This window comes from Butyrivibrio sp. WCE2006 (assembly GCF_000701985.1).
Classification (GTDB): domain Bacteria; phylum Bacillota; class Clostridia; order Lachnospirales; family Lachnospiraceae; genus Butyrivibrio.
In genome coordinates, this window is the sequence record NZ_JNKH01000032.1 from 23,740 (window position 1) to 40,067 (window position 16,328).

The window sequence follows — 16,328 nt, forward strand, 5'->3', positions numbered from 1 at the left end:
ATCATACATGTTTTCAGACAAAATAAAAAGCCATATTGAAGCATTTCTGCCTCAATATGACCTTCTCTATTATCACGCCAACTCTATTCGGTCTCTTTTTGTGTCGTCTCCGGATCGTCATCCTCGGCCTTGGGTTGATGGCATGAAAAAAGCGTCAGGCTCACAACCTCTTTCGAAGTCATGATCTGACGCTCATCATTGCCGCTATTCTTTTGCAAAAGAAAATGGACTCGGCGGCTCGGGTGTTTTATCCTAATCTGTAACAGCCTCTGTCGTTTCATTCCATACTTCTTTTGCCAGTCTGAATACTGCCCAACCCTTAGGCCATCCTACATACATGGTGGCATGAGTTATAATTGCAGCAATCTCTTCCTTTGTAACGCCATGAGCCTTCGCATTCCGAAGATGATATGAAAGCGATGAATCTGTAATACCGGAAGCCATAAGTGAAACTACCGTAATGATGCATTTTGTCTTAACATCTATTGCTTCTTCATTCCATACCTCACCAAAGAGTACGTCATCATTTAAGTGTGCGAACATCGGCGCAAACTCACCAAGCTGATCTCTTCCTGCTGTCTGTACGATTTTTTCTGCCATCTTATTTCTCTCCTCCTACTATTTTCTGTGCTCCTGTAGTCCAAACATGTTTTTTGGATGCATCAGTTCTTTTATTCTGCGCCATGACACCTGCAAGCGGATGGGGGACATATGGCTCTTCAAGGTAATCAAGCTCTTCATCCGTTAGTTCCAGATCTACCGCTTTTGCTGCACCTTCTATATGATGGAGCTTGGTCGCACCTACCACAGGCGACGCCACTTTTGTAAGGAGCCAAGCCAGTGATATTTCCGTCATAGTCACGCCATGTTTCTCAGCCAGCTCTGCCACACGGTCTATGATCACAGCATCCAGCTCCGCCGTAGCATCATATTTAAACTTGGCATAGGTATCCTCGGCAGCTCTCTTGGTATCTCCCTCACCGGGCTTTCTGGATAGTCTTCCACTTGCCAGCGCACTGTACGGAGTGAGTGCGATATTCTCTTCTTCACAATACGGCACCATCTCACGCTCTTCTTCGCGGAAGATCAGATTATAATGTCCCTGGATAGAAACAAACTTTGCAAAGCCTTCTTTTTCTGCCAGCGCATTCGCCTTTGCAATCTGCCATGCAAAACAGTTTGAAATACCGATATATCTTGCCTTCCCTGCTTTCACTATGCGATGTAAGCCATCCATGATGTCGTAGATATCTGTATTCCAGTCCCACATGTGATAGATATACAGATCCACATAGTCCATTCCAAGGTTTTGAAGGCTTGTGTTTATCATATTTTCTATATGCTGCTGACCGGAGACTCCTTTTTCAATCTCTTCGGGTGTTCTCGGAAGAAATTTAGTCGCAACAACCACATCCTCACGCTTTGCAAATTCTCTGAGCGCACGTCCTACGTACTGCTCACTGGTTCCGCTCTGATATGCTATCGCCGTATCATAGAAATTAACTCCAAGATCAAGCCCTCTTTTTATGATTTCCCTAGAATGCTCTTCGTCAATCGTCCAGCTATGCTGCCCTCTCGTTGCATCGCCAAACCCCATACAGCCCATGCATATACGGGATACATTTAAATCTGAATTTCCAAGCTTTGTATATTTCATTATCTGACTCCTCCGTTTACAGTACTTCATCAAGCCACTTTTTGATCATGGCTTCATCTATTCTTATACAAACAAGCCTCTGACCTTTTAAGGCCAGAGACCAGAAAAATCAGTTCATCTTTCCACAGTTTCCTTTGCTTTCTCCGGTAACGAAATACTCATAAGTCGGGAATTCAAACAATACCGGCTTAAAGGTATGATAGTCGATCTTGCCATGCTCATTTAAAACTGCTTCATCCGCATAGGTAGCAAGGATCTTGCAGATAAAGTGGTCAAAGTTTTCCAGTTCATAGTTCCCATCAACTTCACATTCAATGGAAACCTTGGCTTCATCAATAAGAGGTGCTCCATTTTCACCCATGGTCCATGCAAATGCCTCAGACTTATCCTCTTTGTTTCCGCTGATTGTTCCCATCTTATCTGCCTTGGCAAGCCATGACTCATCTACTACATTTACAGAGAGTTTTTTATTCTCACGAATGCCCTTGTTGATATAATGTGCCTGTACCAGGGATACCATCAAATGACTGTGTGCCACAGTTCCGGCATGTGCTACAAGAGTCCATGTAGGTTTATCATTTACCATTGCCCCAACAACGATCACAGGGCATGGATATAACGCAAGTGTTGCTCCGATATTTTTCTTTGCCATATTATTTCATCTCCTTTTCCCAAAAGCGGATCACATTAAGTTCCAGACTATCAGCTACATTTTCAAGTGAGGATACTTCCTCATCTGTAAGGGTGATATTTGCAGCCTTCACTGCATCAAGCACCTGGTTTTCTTTTGTCACACCGATAATAGGAAGGGTTCCCTTTGCTATTGCCCATGCAACCGGGATCTGAGCCATTCCTACACCATATTTGTCTGCAAGTTTCTTAAGCTCTTCATTAAGGATCTCCAGCTTATCAAGTACAGGATTATAGATCTCTGCCCTTGCAGAGCCTTCTGGCATAGGATGCTTTGTATCATACTTGCCTGACAATGCTCCCTGCTCAAGAACCATGTATGAAAAGAAGGTAATGTCATTTTCTTTACAATAATCCAGGATCCCTGAGTCTTCTGATGATCTGTTGATCAGGCTGTAATGGTTCTGTACCGCTGACAGCTTAAGACCGTGAGCCTTCAGGATCTCATTTGCCTGTTTGATCTCAGAAAGGTTATGGTTAGACACTCCAAGAAGAGGCACATTGTCCTTGCCTTCAAAGTACTTAGCCAGTTCTTCCGTCCACTTTGGTGCACCAGACACATTGTGGATCCAGTAAACATCAAACCTGTCCAGATCCATAAGGCCAAGCTGCATCTCTATCATATCCTTCATTGCAGAAGCTGAAGATGCATCTGCACACTGTGGAGTAAACTTATCGGAAATGAGGTAAGACTCCCTTGGCAGCCCTTCAAGAAATCCTGCAAGCACCTTCTCTGATGTTCCCATGCCATAAGCATAGGCTGTATCCCAAAGATTAAGTCCATTTTCAATTGCCGTGTCAAAAATAGGCTTAAGGCTCTCTGCTGTAAGATTGTTTCCAAATGTTCCGTCGTTGCCCCATGCCCATGCACCAAGAGCGATCTTTGGTAAATTTGCCATTTTAGTTTTCCTCCTTGAAATTAGTGTTTTTATTAGTCTGCCTCGCTTTATAAAAGCTTCAGCAGGCAGTTATTTGTTATCTCAAAAATGGACTGATATACATAGTCCACATTTGCCTGTTTCATGGCTTCCCTCTGTTTATCCGTTACTGCGGTATAAGGATAAATACCAAACATAAAAGGGAAGAATACATATATAAAATCCTGAATCTCCTTCACCGATTTCTCCGGACAGAACTTTGTGATTATCCTGCATACATTTTTCATAGACTCGCCATAAGCTACCTTAAAAGATGTAAGAAGTTCAGGTCTGCTGTTTTCCTCCATATCATAGTTATTCATGGAGAGAAGTTTTAGCAGTTGCTGCCTGTTTGCTATGGATAATGCAAGCTTGTTTGCAAGCTGCTCCTTGGAAAGCTTCTCATTTTCCTGAAGAATAGATTGTAATTCTTCATTCCAACGAATGTACTCCCTCTCAAAAAGGGCCAAAAATATTTCCTCTTTTGTCTGGTAGTAGTTATATATTGTCGGTCTTGAGAAGGATGTTTCATTCCCGATCTCTTTAAGAGTGATATCTTTAAAGCTCATGGTCTGATACAGCTTCTCGCAGGCACTTATGATTTCTTCTTTTCTTGCTGCGGTTCTTTCCGGTGATCCTTTTGGCATATATCTGTCTCCTGATTTTTTATTCTGACTTCGTGTCAATATGAATTATAATTACTTTCTGACACCGTGTCAATATATTTTTAAAATAAAAAAGGACGCATAAACATTAGTGTTTATACGCCCTGTGTTATAACATTCATCTTAGAAATATCCGAGTCCGGATATCCATGCATTTACAGATTCCCTTACGCTGTCCTGATCATTCTGTGCATACAGGTCCAGGATACGAAGTTTCCGGAACAGATCAGTTTCTTCCAAGTCTCTTTTCAAATATTCATTAATCTTAAAACAATGAATCAACATCTGGTAGCCAGTATTGCCAGCCCTTCTTTGCCGGGCAGACAGATTCTTGTGTTTCCGCTTGCATTTTCTGCTATAACTGTACGGGTCATCGCCCAGACATCAATCAATTCGATAAGGTACTGCTTATCCTCAGGAAGCTGCAGAGTCTGTTCTCCAAAGCATTGCCGGTCGTTGAACCAAAGATAGGCATCTTCACCTGCCCGGGAAGCCCACTCATGCTCCCCCGCTATATGCGCCGTGCGGTCGTCTTGCTCCATACGGTGGATGCTGGCTGAAATAGCCCTGATAAACCGATGCATCTTGGGATCCATCTGCTTAAGCCCTTCTTCCATAGCCTCCGGACTCATCTGCGCAAGCTCCAACACACCTCCGGTAACAGGAGTCAGCGGCCCGGGCAGTGCTTCCACAATCTCCCGCAGAAAGGCAATTCGTTCAGGACTTTCTCCTTTCAAGACACCGCCTTTCGCCCACCAGATAACATCGTCATCAGATTGGAAGGTCTCTCCGTGTGTGCAGTATGCTCCACTTGCAATGCAGCGCCAGAATCTATAGACCATCTCCCGACCGGAGATACTTCCCCAGAATGTAGGTAGGTTTCCCTCATAACAGCACTCATCAATCATTATGGGCTTGTTATACTTCGCTATCCAGCGTGGCAGTTCACTGAACCCCTTTGTCTGGAGGCTGGCATGGCTTATATTCGGTCGCTTTGCATCCCAAAAACAGAAGCAGTTATGACAGGAAAGTAAATGCCCATAGGGATCATTCTTCGCAACAAAGGCTTCTATCTCCTCCCAATCTGACAGTGTCTTACTGTTTGATAGATCATATTCATTTGCCAGAGACCACCAAATTCCAGGATTGGCTGACAGGCGGCTCAGCAGATAGTCCAGATACCGCAAATTGTCTGGCTGGTCAAGCGCATCAAAGCCCCATCTGTCATATGGATGGAATAGAATCAGATCCACCTGAATACCCATTTTAATGATCCGGTTCAATATGTTTTCAAAGCGATGCCAGAACTTCAGGCAAGGTCTGTCCACATCCCAGCTTCCATCCTCCTTTTTCTCAAAGGCATAATAAGGTGGCTCGTTGTGGTTGTAGTCGTAGTCCTTGGGAAACACACACATACGGATCTTATTAAACGGTGCGGTACTTAAAGTCGAAAGCGTCTCCTCTACCAATGCATCATCCTGTGATGCCAGAGCATATACTGTGGTTCCAAACGGGAAAAACAGCGATTTATCCTCGTATTCAAAGTGTGTATCTACAGCTTTCACCAGACCGTGTGCATCCGGAAGGGGTGCTTTACATATTTCAGAACCTTCACCTGTCACAATGCCGCTGACTTTCCAGTGATATTCACCTTGAAACCTGGGCAAAAAGCGCACCTTGTAAATTCCATCACCATCATAAAAGCCCTTGATGGTCTTATGCTCTTCTTTACAGATAAACTCGGCGGTAAGCGGGATCTGAGCATAAGCTTCCGTAAGCATATCACCCCGGAAAGTCAATTCAAAAGTCTCATACTGTCTCATATATTTTCTCCTGGCTTTCAATAATATCGCATTTCAGTTTTGCATCATATGAGCCTGCTTCAAGGTAACATATACCGTTTTTCATATTTTTAAACATCGGATTTTTCTTATCCTCTAATACACTCTTATACGCTTTAGGCAAAACCACTTCGGCTTTTGCTCCGAAAGGTACTGTTATGTGTATTTCAATATACTTCTTATCAGACATCTTCCATGCGGTTTCCCACAATCCTGAGGCACTTCTATATGATGCTGACAGATGCTTAAGTTTGTAAATGGGCTTAGGTTCGAACCGGACAGATCTAAATCCCGGCTCAAGCTGCTTAATTCCTGCCAGATGTGCATACATCCACTCTAGAATAGAACCGTATGCATAATGATTCAAGCTGTTCATTCCTGTAGATGAAATATGCCCATTATCATCCAGACTGTTCCATCTTTCCCAAACCGTTGTTGCACCAAGCTTTACCTCATGCAGCCATCCCGGAAATTCTTCATTTAACAGCAGCTTTTCAACAATGTCTGACATTCCGTTCTCTGCGAGAATTTTGCATAAAAGCGGAGCTCCTACAAAACCGCAATCCAGCTTGAACTTATTAGCTTCAAACTTTTCACGCAGTCTTTTTGAAGTTTTCTCCTTGTCAGCAAGATTATGTTGCAATGTAAGCACAAGTCCTGTCTGTGTATCACAGCAGCAGCGGTCGCTTGGCGAAAAATACTCATGATGTATTCTGCTTCTTATACGGTTAGCAAGATCTCTATATTTTTCAGAATCATTAACTCTGCCGGTGAGCATAGCAGCATCTGCTACGATTTCTGCACTATACATGTAGTATACGTCTGCAATAAATCCGGGATCTGTCGCTCCGGAAGTTGCAGATACATCGGCACCCGGTACATCAAGAGCCAGCCAGTCTCCAAAATGGAACTCTTTTCTCCATCCGAAGTTATCACCATCCTTCCCGGTAATGAAATCAACCCAGCTTCGCATTGATTCATACTGCTCTTTTATAATCGTGATATCACCATAAAACTCATAGATCATCCACATCAAATTTTCTGTCTTTGAAATAATAATCCCTGTCATTTTCAGTAATTTCCCTGATTATTCTGCAAGGATTTCCTACAGCAATAACATTATCCGGCAGATCCTTCGTAACGACATTTAGCATCTTCATTATTTATTTTGCGAAGTTCCATTACTTTTCCACTATCTCCTACTTATTATTTCATTCCCATAACATCAACCATTCCGAGGAAGAGCAAATATACCACAAAACAAGCACCTACTATAAAAGGTATTCCTGTCGCAATCCCCGGTATAAGAACTAATATCTTTTTGTGCGATCCTTAATTCTGTAAGCTGATAACATGAAAAAGCAACTCGCTATCATCGGAATAAATCCTATCCACAGTATTATTATATTTCTCTCAAATTCCGTGAAAGGAATCATTGCCTCCGGATTGCTTACAGTATTTCCACCTATAACTGCACTTGCACCAAAGAAAAGTACACAACATATTCCCAGAATGTAAATTGTAGTTGCAATCGTTTTCTTATTCATAGTTTTACTTACTCCCTTACCTTCATGATATATCCCTGAAGTTCAAGTTCTTTCCCGGAATCAGTAGTTACCTTCTCCAGTTCTTGTTCTGTAATTTCATATTCACCTTCAAACTTTTGAAGAAGTTTCATGCTACCAATATTCCGGATGTCTGCCTCATAGAAAAACTCCTTTTTTCCATACTCTATACGAGCGATATCAAGCGCCTTCTTCAATGCTATATACGCATATCCCTTGTTCCATTCTGTTTTTTTTATCCAAACACCGACTTCAGAGCAATCCTCTGAAAGCCCATGAATTTCGGAACTTCCTATTAACTCTCCATTCTCTGACAGTACAGAGAGAAGTATTGTTTCACCGCTCTCTGCCTCGTCAAGAAATCCCTGCAAAAGTTCTCTGGCATCATCAATACTCTCAAAAGGATCCGGCCACTGATATCTTGTGATGTCCTCATCGAATCCATCAAAGTAATCCTGAAGGTAATCAATACTAAATGATTCCACCCTTATCTTCTGCAGCAGTTCTTTTGCTCTTTTTAAAACCGGCACTTCCCTATTAGCAATTAGTCTTCCAAGGCTAGTGCATCTACAACTATCATATTCAGCAAGTGCTTCATCATACCTAAGTTTCAAAGTTGAAAGGTGGAAATCATCAATCTCATCCTTGGTAAGATGCTTATCCCCAAAAGATTTCACCTTACATAGATAATAGTTATTGACGTTATGCCTGTTAATTAGATTATAGTAATCGCTGACTACTCCAATCTTACATAAAACCTCAACATCAGCACCAAGTTCTTCTTTTAACTCACGCCTGATAGCTGTATCTAAGTCTTCTCCGGTTTCTACTCCACCACCAGCCGTTTCTATAAGAGTTGCCTTACCAAAATCATCATCTCTGTTTGCTCTGACAAAATAAAAGCAGCCCTCATCATCCACTACTATTGCCCTGGCAATCATTCTGTCATGGTCAATTGTAGTGAGCGGCCACTCATTGTCTTCTAAATTCAATATCCAATCTTCCTGCACCATATTCCCTCCACCAAAACTATTTCTAATATATCAAAAAAAGACGCCGCTTAACAGCAATTACATTTACTTATCTCTTTATAACTGACACAAGAAAAAAGAGCCGATTTAGCTCTTTTTCAGTATCTGTATTTTGCCAAGGATAGTTAGTGTTGCTTCAGAATTCATCTCAAGGTTGACGCTCTCCATGCCTCATCTTCGCGCAGCCGTATTATCCAAAAAACACAGAGTCAAGCCTTATCATTTGGATTTCCTTCGGTTGTGAGCTTTTTCCCTGTAATACTTCTCTTTATCCAGGTACATTTCTTCATCAGCTTCTTTATAAAGCTCCTTTAGATTCCCAAAGGGAGCTGTTCTATGGGCTGCACCTAGCGCAAAAGAGATATTATTCTGTCTCTCATCTGCCCTAAGGGTTTCAATCAGTTCTGACAGCTCTCCATTGCTTTTATCTGCAAGTGCAACAAAAAACTCGTCGCCTCCAAGCCTGTATACGTTCCCGTCACCAAATACTGACGTAAGTATTTCTGCCCCTTTCTTAAGTAGCCTGTCCCCTTCAGCATGTCCCTTACTGTCATTAACCAGCTTAAGCCCATTCAGATCACACATGACGAAAGCAATATCCTTACATGCACTAAACCCACATTTCATCCCCATATCAAAGGCCTGTCTGTTATACAGCCCCGTCAAAGAATCATGCTCACTAAGGCCCTGAATACGGATTGAATTAATCCAGCTGTTTATCCTTGTATGCTGATTGGTTGCGCTGACAAACACCACTATTAGAATTGCAGTAACTGCACTCACTATATCCATTTGGAAAAACCTGGGTTCTTTGAAGTGGTGTGACTGATTAAGAAAAAGAAGAACAGAAATGAGCGTAAACAAATCTGTCCGCCAGGGATGATCAGAGAATATAGCCGGCTCCATAATAAGCACCATGAAAAACAGTACCGCATTGGCTTCTGGAATCATCTTCGTACCAAGCAGGATTATGATGCTGTATATAACAAGGATTTTAAGGTACATCATCGCAATAAACATTTTTCTGTGATTATTAAAATCAGCAAAATGCTCCAGTGCAGTAAAACCGATCATAAGAATCAGCCCCGGCACATAGATGCGTATATTATCATGCCCCATGAGGTAGCTCAAATCCCCGCCTTTTGCAAGCAAAGTAACGATCGCACCTGCAAGCATGGCAATGAAAAACAATCCAGAGATCCAGAGAATCCTGCAGTTATATTTAAAACGCATGTCTTCAATTTCCGCCAGTTCTTCAGGATGATAAGTACCATATATGATAAATGACCAGTATCTTTTCAGATTCATCAAAACGCCTCGTGATGTACTATAGATAAAAGTTTTAAATATAATCGAAAGCAAGAATAAGAATCCTGCCCTGCTATGCATTGACCATGCTTTCCATATACTTTACAAAGTCTGCAGGCGGAAGAGGTTTAGAGAAGAAATACCCCTGCTCATAGTCACACCCCATTTCAGCCATTTTGTCTTTCATCTCTTCTGTTTCAATGCCTTCTACAACAATTTCCATATTTGAGTGCTGGAACAGCCTGATCAGGTCAGGAAGAAAACCTGCTTTTCCTGCAAAGAAGGATCTTGTAAATGTCATATCCACCTTTACTACATGTATTGGCAGCGTCATAAGGCTTGATATATTGGAAGCTCCCGTACCGAAATCATCCATCGAAAGCTCCGCTCCCATCGCCTGAAGTCCTGCTATCTGCATCTGGATCATGTCGTAGTCATCAATAATGGATTCTGTAATCTCAAAGTCAAACATGCTCATAGGGATATTGTGCTTTGCTGCAATACTCGCCAGCTCCTGTGAAAGGCTGTTACTCATGCACTGAATGGGCGACAGATTAACATTTATAAATTCGATACCCAGCTCTTTCGGATCTATCCTCTCAAGGAAAATGCAGATTTTTTCAAATATCTGCCTGCCTATTTCCATAATGTCGCCGTTTTTCTCGGCTACATGTATGAAATCAAGAGGCGGGATAAAGCCCATCTTTGAATCATTAAGCCTTGCCAGCGCCTCAGCCCCCAGGACCTTGCCTTCCTTGTTTGAATAAATAGGCTGGAAATAGACTTCAAATCTGTTATCAGCGATAGCATCCTTTACTGCTCTCTCTATTGATTTCTGATTCTTTACGCCTTTGATCATCTCATCTGAGAAGACATAGATACCACGCCTGTTTTCATTGTACGAATTGGCTACTGCATATCTTGCAAGATCTCCAGCAACTAAACCATCTGTATCAATCACTGAATCCGGTATCAGCATTGCTGATATTTTCATCTGCACGATGCCGTAATACGATCTTTGAAGAGCCTCATACTTTTCTTTCCACTCCTCCATCATTTTCCCAGGATCTTCATTTAGATGGCCCTTTATGAGCAGGATGAAATTGCCGTTCCTCGTATAAAAAGCACTGTATTTCGGGTAGCTGCTAACAAGCCATGAAGCTATGGCCTTAAGGCCGTCATTCACCTGGCTGATTCCATAAACTGATTTAGATTCTTCATAGTTGTGGATTGCCATTGTCAAGAGGCTGAAAGGGACTTTTCTTTCCCAGTAGTCAAGACCTATCAGATCAAGAGCATCCTTGTTCAGAAGCCTTGTCCTGTTGTCCCTGTAGAGATCCGGATTCTCTGAAGTCAGGTATATGATGATGATACAAAGGATACTGAAATAGCTTGTAACAAGCATATGATAGAACTGCTTTCTTATTATGATGCCTAATAAAAGAAGCAGATTAAATGAAAGCAGTCCCGCTTTCATTCGTCTTGAGAGCTTTGCCCAGTTAAATATTACAATTATCAGAGAAATAATGATGTAGAAATATGTACTGAAATAGATAGTCTTATAAAGAGAACAGTTGTGATAGCCATCCTCTGCAATCGTATAGATAGCCGATGTCCATGGAGTTGAAAGAATCAGCAGTACTGCCACCGAAGCTGGCAGCGCAGTCACGATCCTGAAAATCCAATTATCTTTATGGCTGTGGGATGACTCCGCCGTATAAGCAAAAAGTGCCCAGCCTCTGACAATAAATCCAAGGAAATAAGCGTGATTGATAGCATACATCACCCAAAGTGGGTATTCATACCATATCTCATTCATCTCACAGGAGATGATATCCGCAGTAGTCATGACAAGATTGGCAAACATGACAAGCCAGAAACAGGAACTCTGCCTGATCGGCAGATTCCTTCTGACTCCATAAAACAAAAGAAGGATTACCTGAATAGGGATTGCTGCTATTGCAAAGTCATAGTTGAAAGGGCTGATCCAGTTATACATAAGGGTTCTCCAATAGATTCAGTCAAACAGCTAACATACTACTCCTATTTTATTTTAATATGAACGCAATACCGATATCAAATAAAAGCTTTATAAAGCATCAACATGAATGTCTTTTCAATATTTGTATTGCTGCATTCATTGAAGCTCATGCAGTAGTTCGCCTGAACAAATATGGAGTTAAAAAGTTTAAAGCAATTACCAAGAACAGACCTATCGTTTCAAAAATCGAAGGAGACCTGTACTACTTTGACTGGCCTGAGCTTCAGCTTGAAGAATACTTCAAGCGTTTTGGCCAAGATGCAATAGTAATTGAGCCTGCATCTCTTAAGGAGAAGATTAAGAAGTTCTATTATTATGGGCTTAGGGAATACAGTAAGTGAAACTATTTTAACTTAATATACTTCCATGTCCTTGCGTTTATTCACAGTTGGGTTTGCAGCATTTATCCTTTCATAGCATGGGCAGGTCTCGTCATGATCATTGATTATTCCACATGCCTGTAGGTGGGAATATATCGTCACTTCGCCGACGTACTTAAAGCCCCTCTTTTTCAGGTCCTTACTTATCGTCTTGGAAAGTCCGTTACTTACGGGAATTTTCCCACCAAGCTTACTGTGACCACTGTAGAGTATTGTCTTATTACCTGAATATGCCCAGATATAATCGCAGAAACTACCAAACTCTTCCCTAACTTTCCGAAAACACTGTGCATTGTTTATGACAGCAGCTATCTTCCTGGGCGACTTTATCATATCCTCTGCATTAAGTATCCGATCTATGTCTGCATCAGTGTACTCAGCAATCTTGTCATAATCGAAGCCATCAAAACAAGATCTGAAGACCTCTCGCTTTTTCAGCATAAGGTCCCAGGATAATCCACATTGCATGCATTCCAGCATCAGGTGCTCAAACATCTTTTTATCATCATGAACAGGAACGCCCCACTCATTATCATGATAAATCTTATTTCTTTCATTAACGTCCGCCCATCCGCAAAAGCCCATAGCATAATCCTCATAAAATATCTGTTTTTCATCTATCAATCACACAAAAATGATGCCACCCCTATATCATACACATGGACAGTCTTCCCGAACCTGTCAACTTCAACAGGAACAATCTCTCCTCTTTCAACCTGCAGTGCCCCTTCAATTAGTTTTGGCACAATAGAATAATCCACCGGAAGTGTTCCATGATTGGCATATATCCCTTTTATGTCATCCTTGTACTTATCAAGTCTCCTGAGACTATGGATATATGCACTTAAATCCCTCATCTCACCAAACATGAAGATATGTCCATCTTGTATGGGATCTCCACTAAAAAGCATTCCGCTGTTTTTATCCAAAAGAGCTGTACTTCCCGGAGTATGTCCCGGGAGCGCTATTGCCAGCAGCTCACGTTCCCCAAGATCAATTACATCTCCGTCATATACCGGAACAATCTTCTGTGAGGGATGCGACAGCTTGTAGTTAACAAGCTCAGCAGGATTAATCATCACTTCATCAAACTCTTCATTACTGCCAACATGATCTACATCCGTATGTGTATTAAAAAGCCTGACAGGAAGATTAGTCAGCTCCCTTACAAGCTCTTTTGCATTATGCGTCTGCATTCCACTGTCAATCAGCAGAGCTTCCTTCTTACCCATCAAAAGAAAAAATCTCACTCCACCTTCGTCGTACTGATATGTACTCTCATCAATCTTTTCCCAACTCATCTTTATCCCCTTACTTTTCTACCCAGGTTACCGGATTACCTTTTCTCTCAAGCGGTTCCCTGATTGGCTCTCCTGCCTCAGAATATCCCAATTTCAGGCCTCCGGTTATCGTTTCATCTTCCCTAATAAATCCATAAACCATCATGATAGCCGCACCAAAAATCGGAGTCTCAGGACCGGCACTGACAAAATAGTAGTAATAATACGTGTAGAGAATCATTCCAGCGGCAGTCGATACAACAAGCATCAGAGATGAAATGCAATACTCTTTCATTCCTTTTGCAATAAGCATATTTATAACTCCAAGTACCACAATTATGATCAGTAAATACCTGCTGATCAGTGTTCCTCTTACCTTATCTACAATGAAGAACATAATAAGCGGTATCAGATCCAGGAATTTCAAATATCTCATACTTTCCCCTCAGCACCCTTTTCTTCCGCTTTTATGGTCTTCTATAGAGCAGGCATCAGGTGTTCCATATTCAATAAGGCCTACAACCGCTGGATCAAGCGTTATGCTACCATCTTCAAGAACAAAGGCCGGTATACCAACATCGCCAATTTCCTTAGAATGATCAAATGCCGGATTGGTATCACGAAGCCTTGTAAAAGCTCCCATGTTTCTGATATTCTCACCGATGTTTATATACTCAAATTCATTTTCTCGTCCAACTATCTGCTCATGAATATAATCGCAGTAAGGACATGTAGGCATTCCGTATATCTTAACCATATAATTTTCCTCCTCTGTCACCACTTAGACATAATCAGTTTCCTGTCACGACAAACTCTCCACCTTCGGCAGCTTGCCGGTCCACCCCATATATGTTGCCCAGTCTCGGAGCTCTTTTCTCTCATCGGGATCTCCGTGCTTTAAGTTCTGCAAAAAGTCTATGAATCCTCCCATGCCGCCAACATCATTCATGACGCACATTCCATCGAGCGAGGCGCAGGTAGGTCTCTTGTCGTAAAAGACCTTTGCCATCTTCTGGGCATACTCATAATCCAGGGGCTGATTGTTCATATCGTAAGCTGTTGTATCTTCCAAAAATCTCATAGAGCTCATTGGTACTAAGCTCATCAAAGTACTTCACTATTAATTCCATACGTAACTCCCCTTCTTCCAACTCCCTTAATTATATGCAAAAAAGGACTCTGGCGCTATATGAGTCGTCAGAGTCTATCTATGGTAAATCCCCCTAATGTGTCAGGGTTATTGGAGGGAGGAAGGCTACGAACATTCTGGCGCAGCCTTTATACCATAGAATTTTGTGAATTTGCACATTCTACAACCGCAGCCAATGTGTCCCTTAGAATATGCTCCATCCACTCTAAACCAATCAAGACCATAAACATCATGGCTTAAATGCTTTTTACGAGCAATGGCCCTATTTCTCATATCTCGTCTGTAAGCTCTGTTTCTTGCCATATTCAGTTTCACCACCTTTGATAAATATTTACCATCCCTGCAAGGAGTATCAAAGGTAACTAGCCTCCTTACAGGTTAGGCATACTTCCCTGAAAACACGGATAACTATGGGTATCTGTTATGGGTGTAACGGGTGTAAGTTGGGTGTATGGGTGGGTGTAAGAATTTTGTTTCTCACCCGCGGACATCAAACCTAGGATAACACCTATTGTTAAAACTATTAGAAAAGGTAGCTATGGTCTTTTACCACAACTACCTTTGTATACGTACACACATCATTTCATAGAATGAAAAAATCAAACCAACGTCGGAAGCTTACACTTATCCATTTTAACTTCATTATTCTCAAGAACGTAGCAGGACGCATAATAGTCCCAATCATCCACATTTGATTTCAAACACAATCCTTCTCCTTCATAATCATGTGTTGAAATACCCAAAAAGCAGAACAAACCTTGCTCCGTTTCTCCGCAACTAAAAACCATATTGTCTTTATATGCGGCTGCAAAATCTTCTCCTATTGCTTTCAGACATGCCTTAAATCCAATTTTTTCTCTATCCATAGCTGCCTCCTAATTAAACAACTCCTCAAACGGGTCAGCATAAAACTTCATCATATTGCCAGTATACCATGAGATTATCACGCTTGATTTCTGTCCTATCCGTCTTAGAAATTCACGATCTTCTCTTGAAGCAGTAAGCTCTATATCCGGATGCGAATGAGCTATAAGTTCATATTTCCCCTGAAGTAATAGTGCTTCCAGATCTTCATCAAAATTTACCTTTGAATGCTCTCCATGGATTAAAATATCATTCTTCTTTCCACGGAGCAGAGCAAATTCATGATCTTCATGAGCCGACAGATATGCCAAATCCTCAATCTCTATGCTGTCTCTCGGAAAAGATGCAAAACTATCTGTAACCGGTGCTCTATTTAGCAAATTCTGTCTATGGGCATTTAATCCTGCCTCCCCCAGCCTCAGCGAATTAAGAGCAACCTGGGTTGACTTTGCGGAATTGATTGCCCCTGACAACATCAAATAATCATCTTCCACCTTTTACCTACTCCTCATTATACCATATCAAAACTATCGTTCTTGAAAACAAACTCTGCGTTCTATAACTCTAGTGATTTCTCATAACTTCACTACATCAAGATTATACGACATTTTTTATTAAATGAGTCTTAATTTTCAACAATCGGATGACATGTCGCGTCAAAGCCTAGGATAAGGAAAGGCGATGAACCCACAGGTTCTCTCCTCCCCGCGGGTCTCGCCGGGCCGCTCCCATTACGTTTAGTTGTGGCTGAGCGGAAGTCTCATTATCCCTGTACTTATCTTTGCCATACCGGTGCTACCGGCATTCCAGAGGGGCTATCTCGCTAAAGGCGTACCCTTGCGGCTCCACAGTACAGGACTGTACCTGATGAATGACTATTCAGTTTTCAATGTCCGACGAAAGGATTATTTACCCCTTCACTTATTCCCACTGGGAGAG

20 protein-coding genes and 2 pseudogenes are annotated in these 16,328 nt (G+C 41.7%); 1 reads left to right on the forward strand and 21 read right to left on the reverse strand.

Annotated features, from left to right (window positions below; all coding sequences use genetic code 11):
- Positions 1–282: 282 nt before the first annotated feature.
- The 13 genes and pseudogenes from T501_RS15000 to T501_RS15050 all read right to left on the reverse strand — a co-directional run.
- Positions 283–600, reverse strand: a pseudogene (locus T501_RS15000) (carboxymuconolactone decarboxylase family protein); the annotation flags it as partial.
- 1 nt (position 601) lies between these two features.
- Positions 602–1,657, reverse strand: a complete 1,056-nt coding sequence (locus T501_RS15005) for an aldo/keto reductase (protein WP_044915705.1) — start codon at positions 1,655–1,657, stop codon at positions 602–604.
- 109 nt (positions 1,658–1,766) lie between these two features.
- Positions 1,767–2,309 (reverse strand): flavin reductase family protein, encoded by a 543-nt coding sequence (locus T501_RS15010; RefSeq protein WP_044915707.1) that lies wholly within the window; start codon positions 2,307–2,309, stop codon positions 1,767–1,769.
- Between the two features lies 1 nt (position 2,310).
- Positions 2,311–3,246: an aldo/keto reductase gene (locus T501_RS15015; RefSeq protein ID WP_026511688.1), complete on the reverse strand. Its 936-nt coding sequence runs from the start codon at positions 3,244–3,246 to the stop codon at positions 2,311–2,313.
- 47 nt (positions 3,247–3,293) lie between these two features.
- Positions 3,294–3,911 (reverse strand): TetR/AcrR family transcriptional regulator, encoded by a 618-nt coding sequence (locus tag T501_RS15020; protein WP_044915708.1) that lies wholly within the window; start codon positions 3,909–3,911, stop codon positions 3,294–3,296.
- Between the two features lie 141 nt (positions 3,912–4,052).
- On the reverse strand, positions 4,053–4,181 hold the full coding sequence (locus T501_RS22950) for a hypothetical protein (RefSeq protein ID WP_442856376.1): 129 nt from the start codon (positions 4,179–4,181) through the stop codon (positions 4,053–4,055).
- Between the two features lie 26 nt (positions 4,182–4,207).
- Positions 4,208–5,752 (reverse strand): DUF5060 domain-containing protein, encoded by a 1,545-nt coding sequence (locus tag T501_RS15025; protein WP_050008339.1) that lies wholly within the window; start codon positions 5,750–5,752, stop codon positions 4,208–4,210.
- A complete protein-coding gene (locus T501_RS15030; RefSeq protein ID WP_207641196.1) occupies positions 5,739–6,797 on the reverse strand; it encodes an alpha-L-rhamnosidase-related protein in 1,059 nt (352 codons plus the stop codon). The genes T501_RS15025 and T501_RS15030 overlap by 14 nt, the downstream gene beginning before the upstream one ends.
- A pseudogene (locus tag T501_RS22735) lies at positions 6,787–6,918 on the reverse strand (sugar O-acetyltransferase); the annotation flags it as partial. The gene T501_RS15030 and the pseudogene T501_RS22735, both read right to left, overlap by 11 nt.
- A gap of 162 nt (positions 6,919–7,080) precedes the next feature.
- Positions 7,081–7,317 (reverse strand): hypothetical protein, encoded by a 237-nt coding sequence (locus tag T501_RS15035; protein ID WP_044915713.1) that lies wholly within the window; start codon positions 7,315–7,317, stop codon positions 7,081–7,083.
- 8 nt (positions 7,318–7,325) lie between these two features.
- Complete coding sequence (locus tag T501_RS20925; protein ID WP_081843191.1) at positions 7,326–8,348, reverse strand: GNAT family N-acetyltransferase; 1,023 nt, start codon at positions 8,346–8,348, stop codon at positions 7,326–7,328.
- A gap of 237 nt (positions 8,349–8,585) precedes the next feature.
- A complete protein-coding gene (locus T501_RS20385) occupies positions 8,586–9,674 on the reverse strand; it encodes a GGDEF domain-containing protein (protein ID WP_050008341.1) in 1,089 nt (362 codons plus the stop codon).
- A gap of 73 nt (positions 9,675–9,747) precedes the next feature.
- Positions 9,748–11,673 carry an EAL domain-containing protein gene (locus T501_RS15050; RefSeq protein ID WP_044915715.1) on the reverse strand — a complete coding sequence of 642 codons (1,926 nt, stop codon included), beginning with the start codon at positions 11,671–11,673 and terminating at the stop codon, positions 9,748–9,750.
- Between the two features lie 59 nt (positions 11,674–11,732).
- Here T501_RS15050 and T501_RS15055 point away from each other — a divergent pair, with 59 nt between their 5' ends.
- On the forward strand, positions 11,733–12,056 hold the full coding sequence (locus T501_RS15055; protein WP_044915717.1) for a hypothetical protein: 324 nt from the start codon (positions 11,733–11,735) through the stop codon (positions 12,054–12,056).
- 12 nt (positions 12,057–12,068) lie between these two features.
- Here T501_RS15055 and T501_RS15060 read toward each other — a convergent pair whose 3' ends face one another.
- The 8 genes from T501_RS15060 to T501_RS15095 all read right to left on the reverse strand — a co-directional run bounded on the left by T501_RS15060 (position 12,069) and on the right by T501_RS15095 (position 15,883).
- Positions 12,069–12,680 (reverse strand): DNA-3-methyladenine glycosylase I, encoded by a 612-nt coding sequence (locus T501_RS15060; RefSeq protein ID WP_044915749.1) that lies wholly within the window; start codon positions 12,678–12,680, stop codon positions 12,069–12,071.
- A 35-nt stretch (positions 12,681–12,715) separates the two neighbouring features.
- Positions 12,716–13,396, reverse strand: a complete 681-nt coding sequence (locus T501_RS15065) for an MBL fold metallo-hydrolase (RefSeq protein ID WP_044915720.1) — start codon at positions 13,394–13,396, stop codon at positions 12,716–12,718.
- 10 nt (positions 13,397–13,406) lie between these two features.
- Positions 13,407–13,811: a hypothetical protein gene (locus T501_RS15070; protein WP_242845540.1), complete on the reverse strand. Its 405-nt coding sequence runs from the start codon at positions 13,809–13,811 to the stop codon at positions 13,407–13,409.
- 9 nt (positions 13,812–13,820) lie between these two features.
- Positions 13,821–14,132: a hypothetical protein gene (locus T501_RS15075; RefSeq protein WP_026511726.1), complete on the reverse strand. Its 312-nt coding sequence runs from the start codon at positions 14,130–14,132 to the stop codon at positions 13,821–13,823.
- Positions 14,133–14,177: 45 nt separating this feature from the next.
- Positions 14,178–14,456: a plasmid pRiA4b ORF-3 family protein gene (locus T501_RS15080; protein WP_207641197.1), complete on the reverse strand. Its 279-nt coding sequence runs from the start codon at positions 14,454–14,456 to the stop codon at positions 14,178–14,180.
- Positions 14,457–14,630: 174 nt separating this feature from the next.
- Complete coding sequence (locus tag T501_RS15085; RefSeq protein ID WP_044915726.1) at positions 14,631–14,828, reverse strand: hypothetical protein; 198 nt, start codon at positions 14,826–14,828, stop codon at positions 14,631–14,633.
- A 296-nt stretch (positions 14,829–15,124) separates the two neighbouring features.
- Positions 15,125–15,391, reverse strand: a complete 267-nt coding sequence (locus T501_RS15090; protein WP_026497025.1) for a hypothetical protein — start codon at positions 15,389–15,391, stop codon at positions 15,125–15,127.
- Positions 15,392–15,400: 9 nt separating this feature from the next.
- On the reverse strand, positions 15,401–15,883 hold the full coding sequence (locus tag T501_RS15095; RefSeq protein ID WP_026511727.1) for an MPN domain-containing protein: 483 nt from the start codon (positions 15,881–15,883) through the stop codon (positions 15,401–15,403).
- Positions 15,884–16,328: the final 445 nt, after the last annotated feature.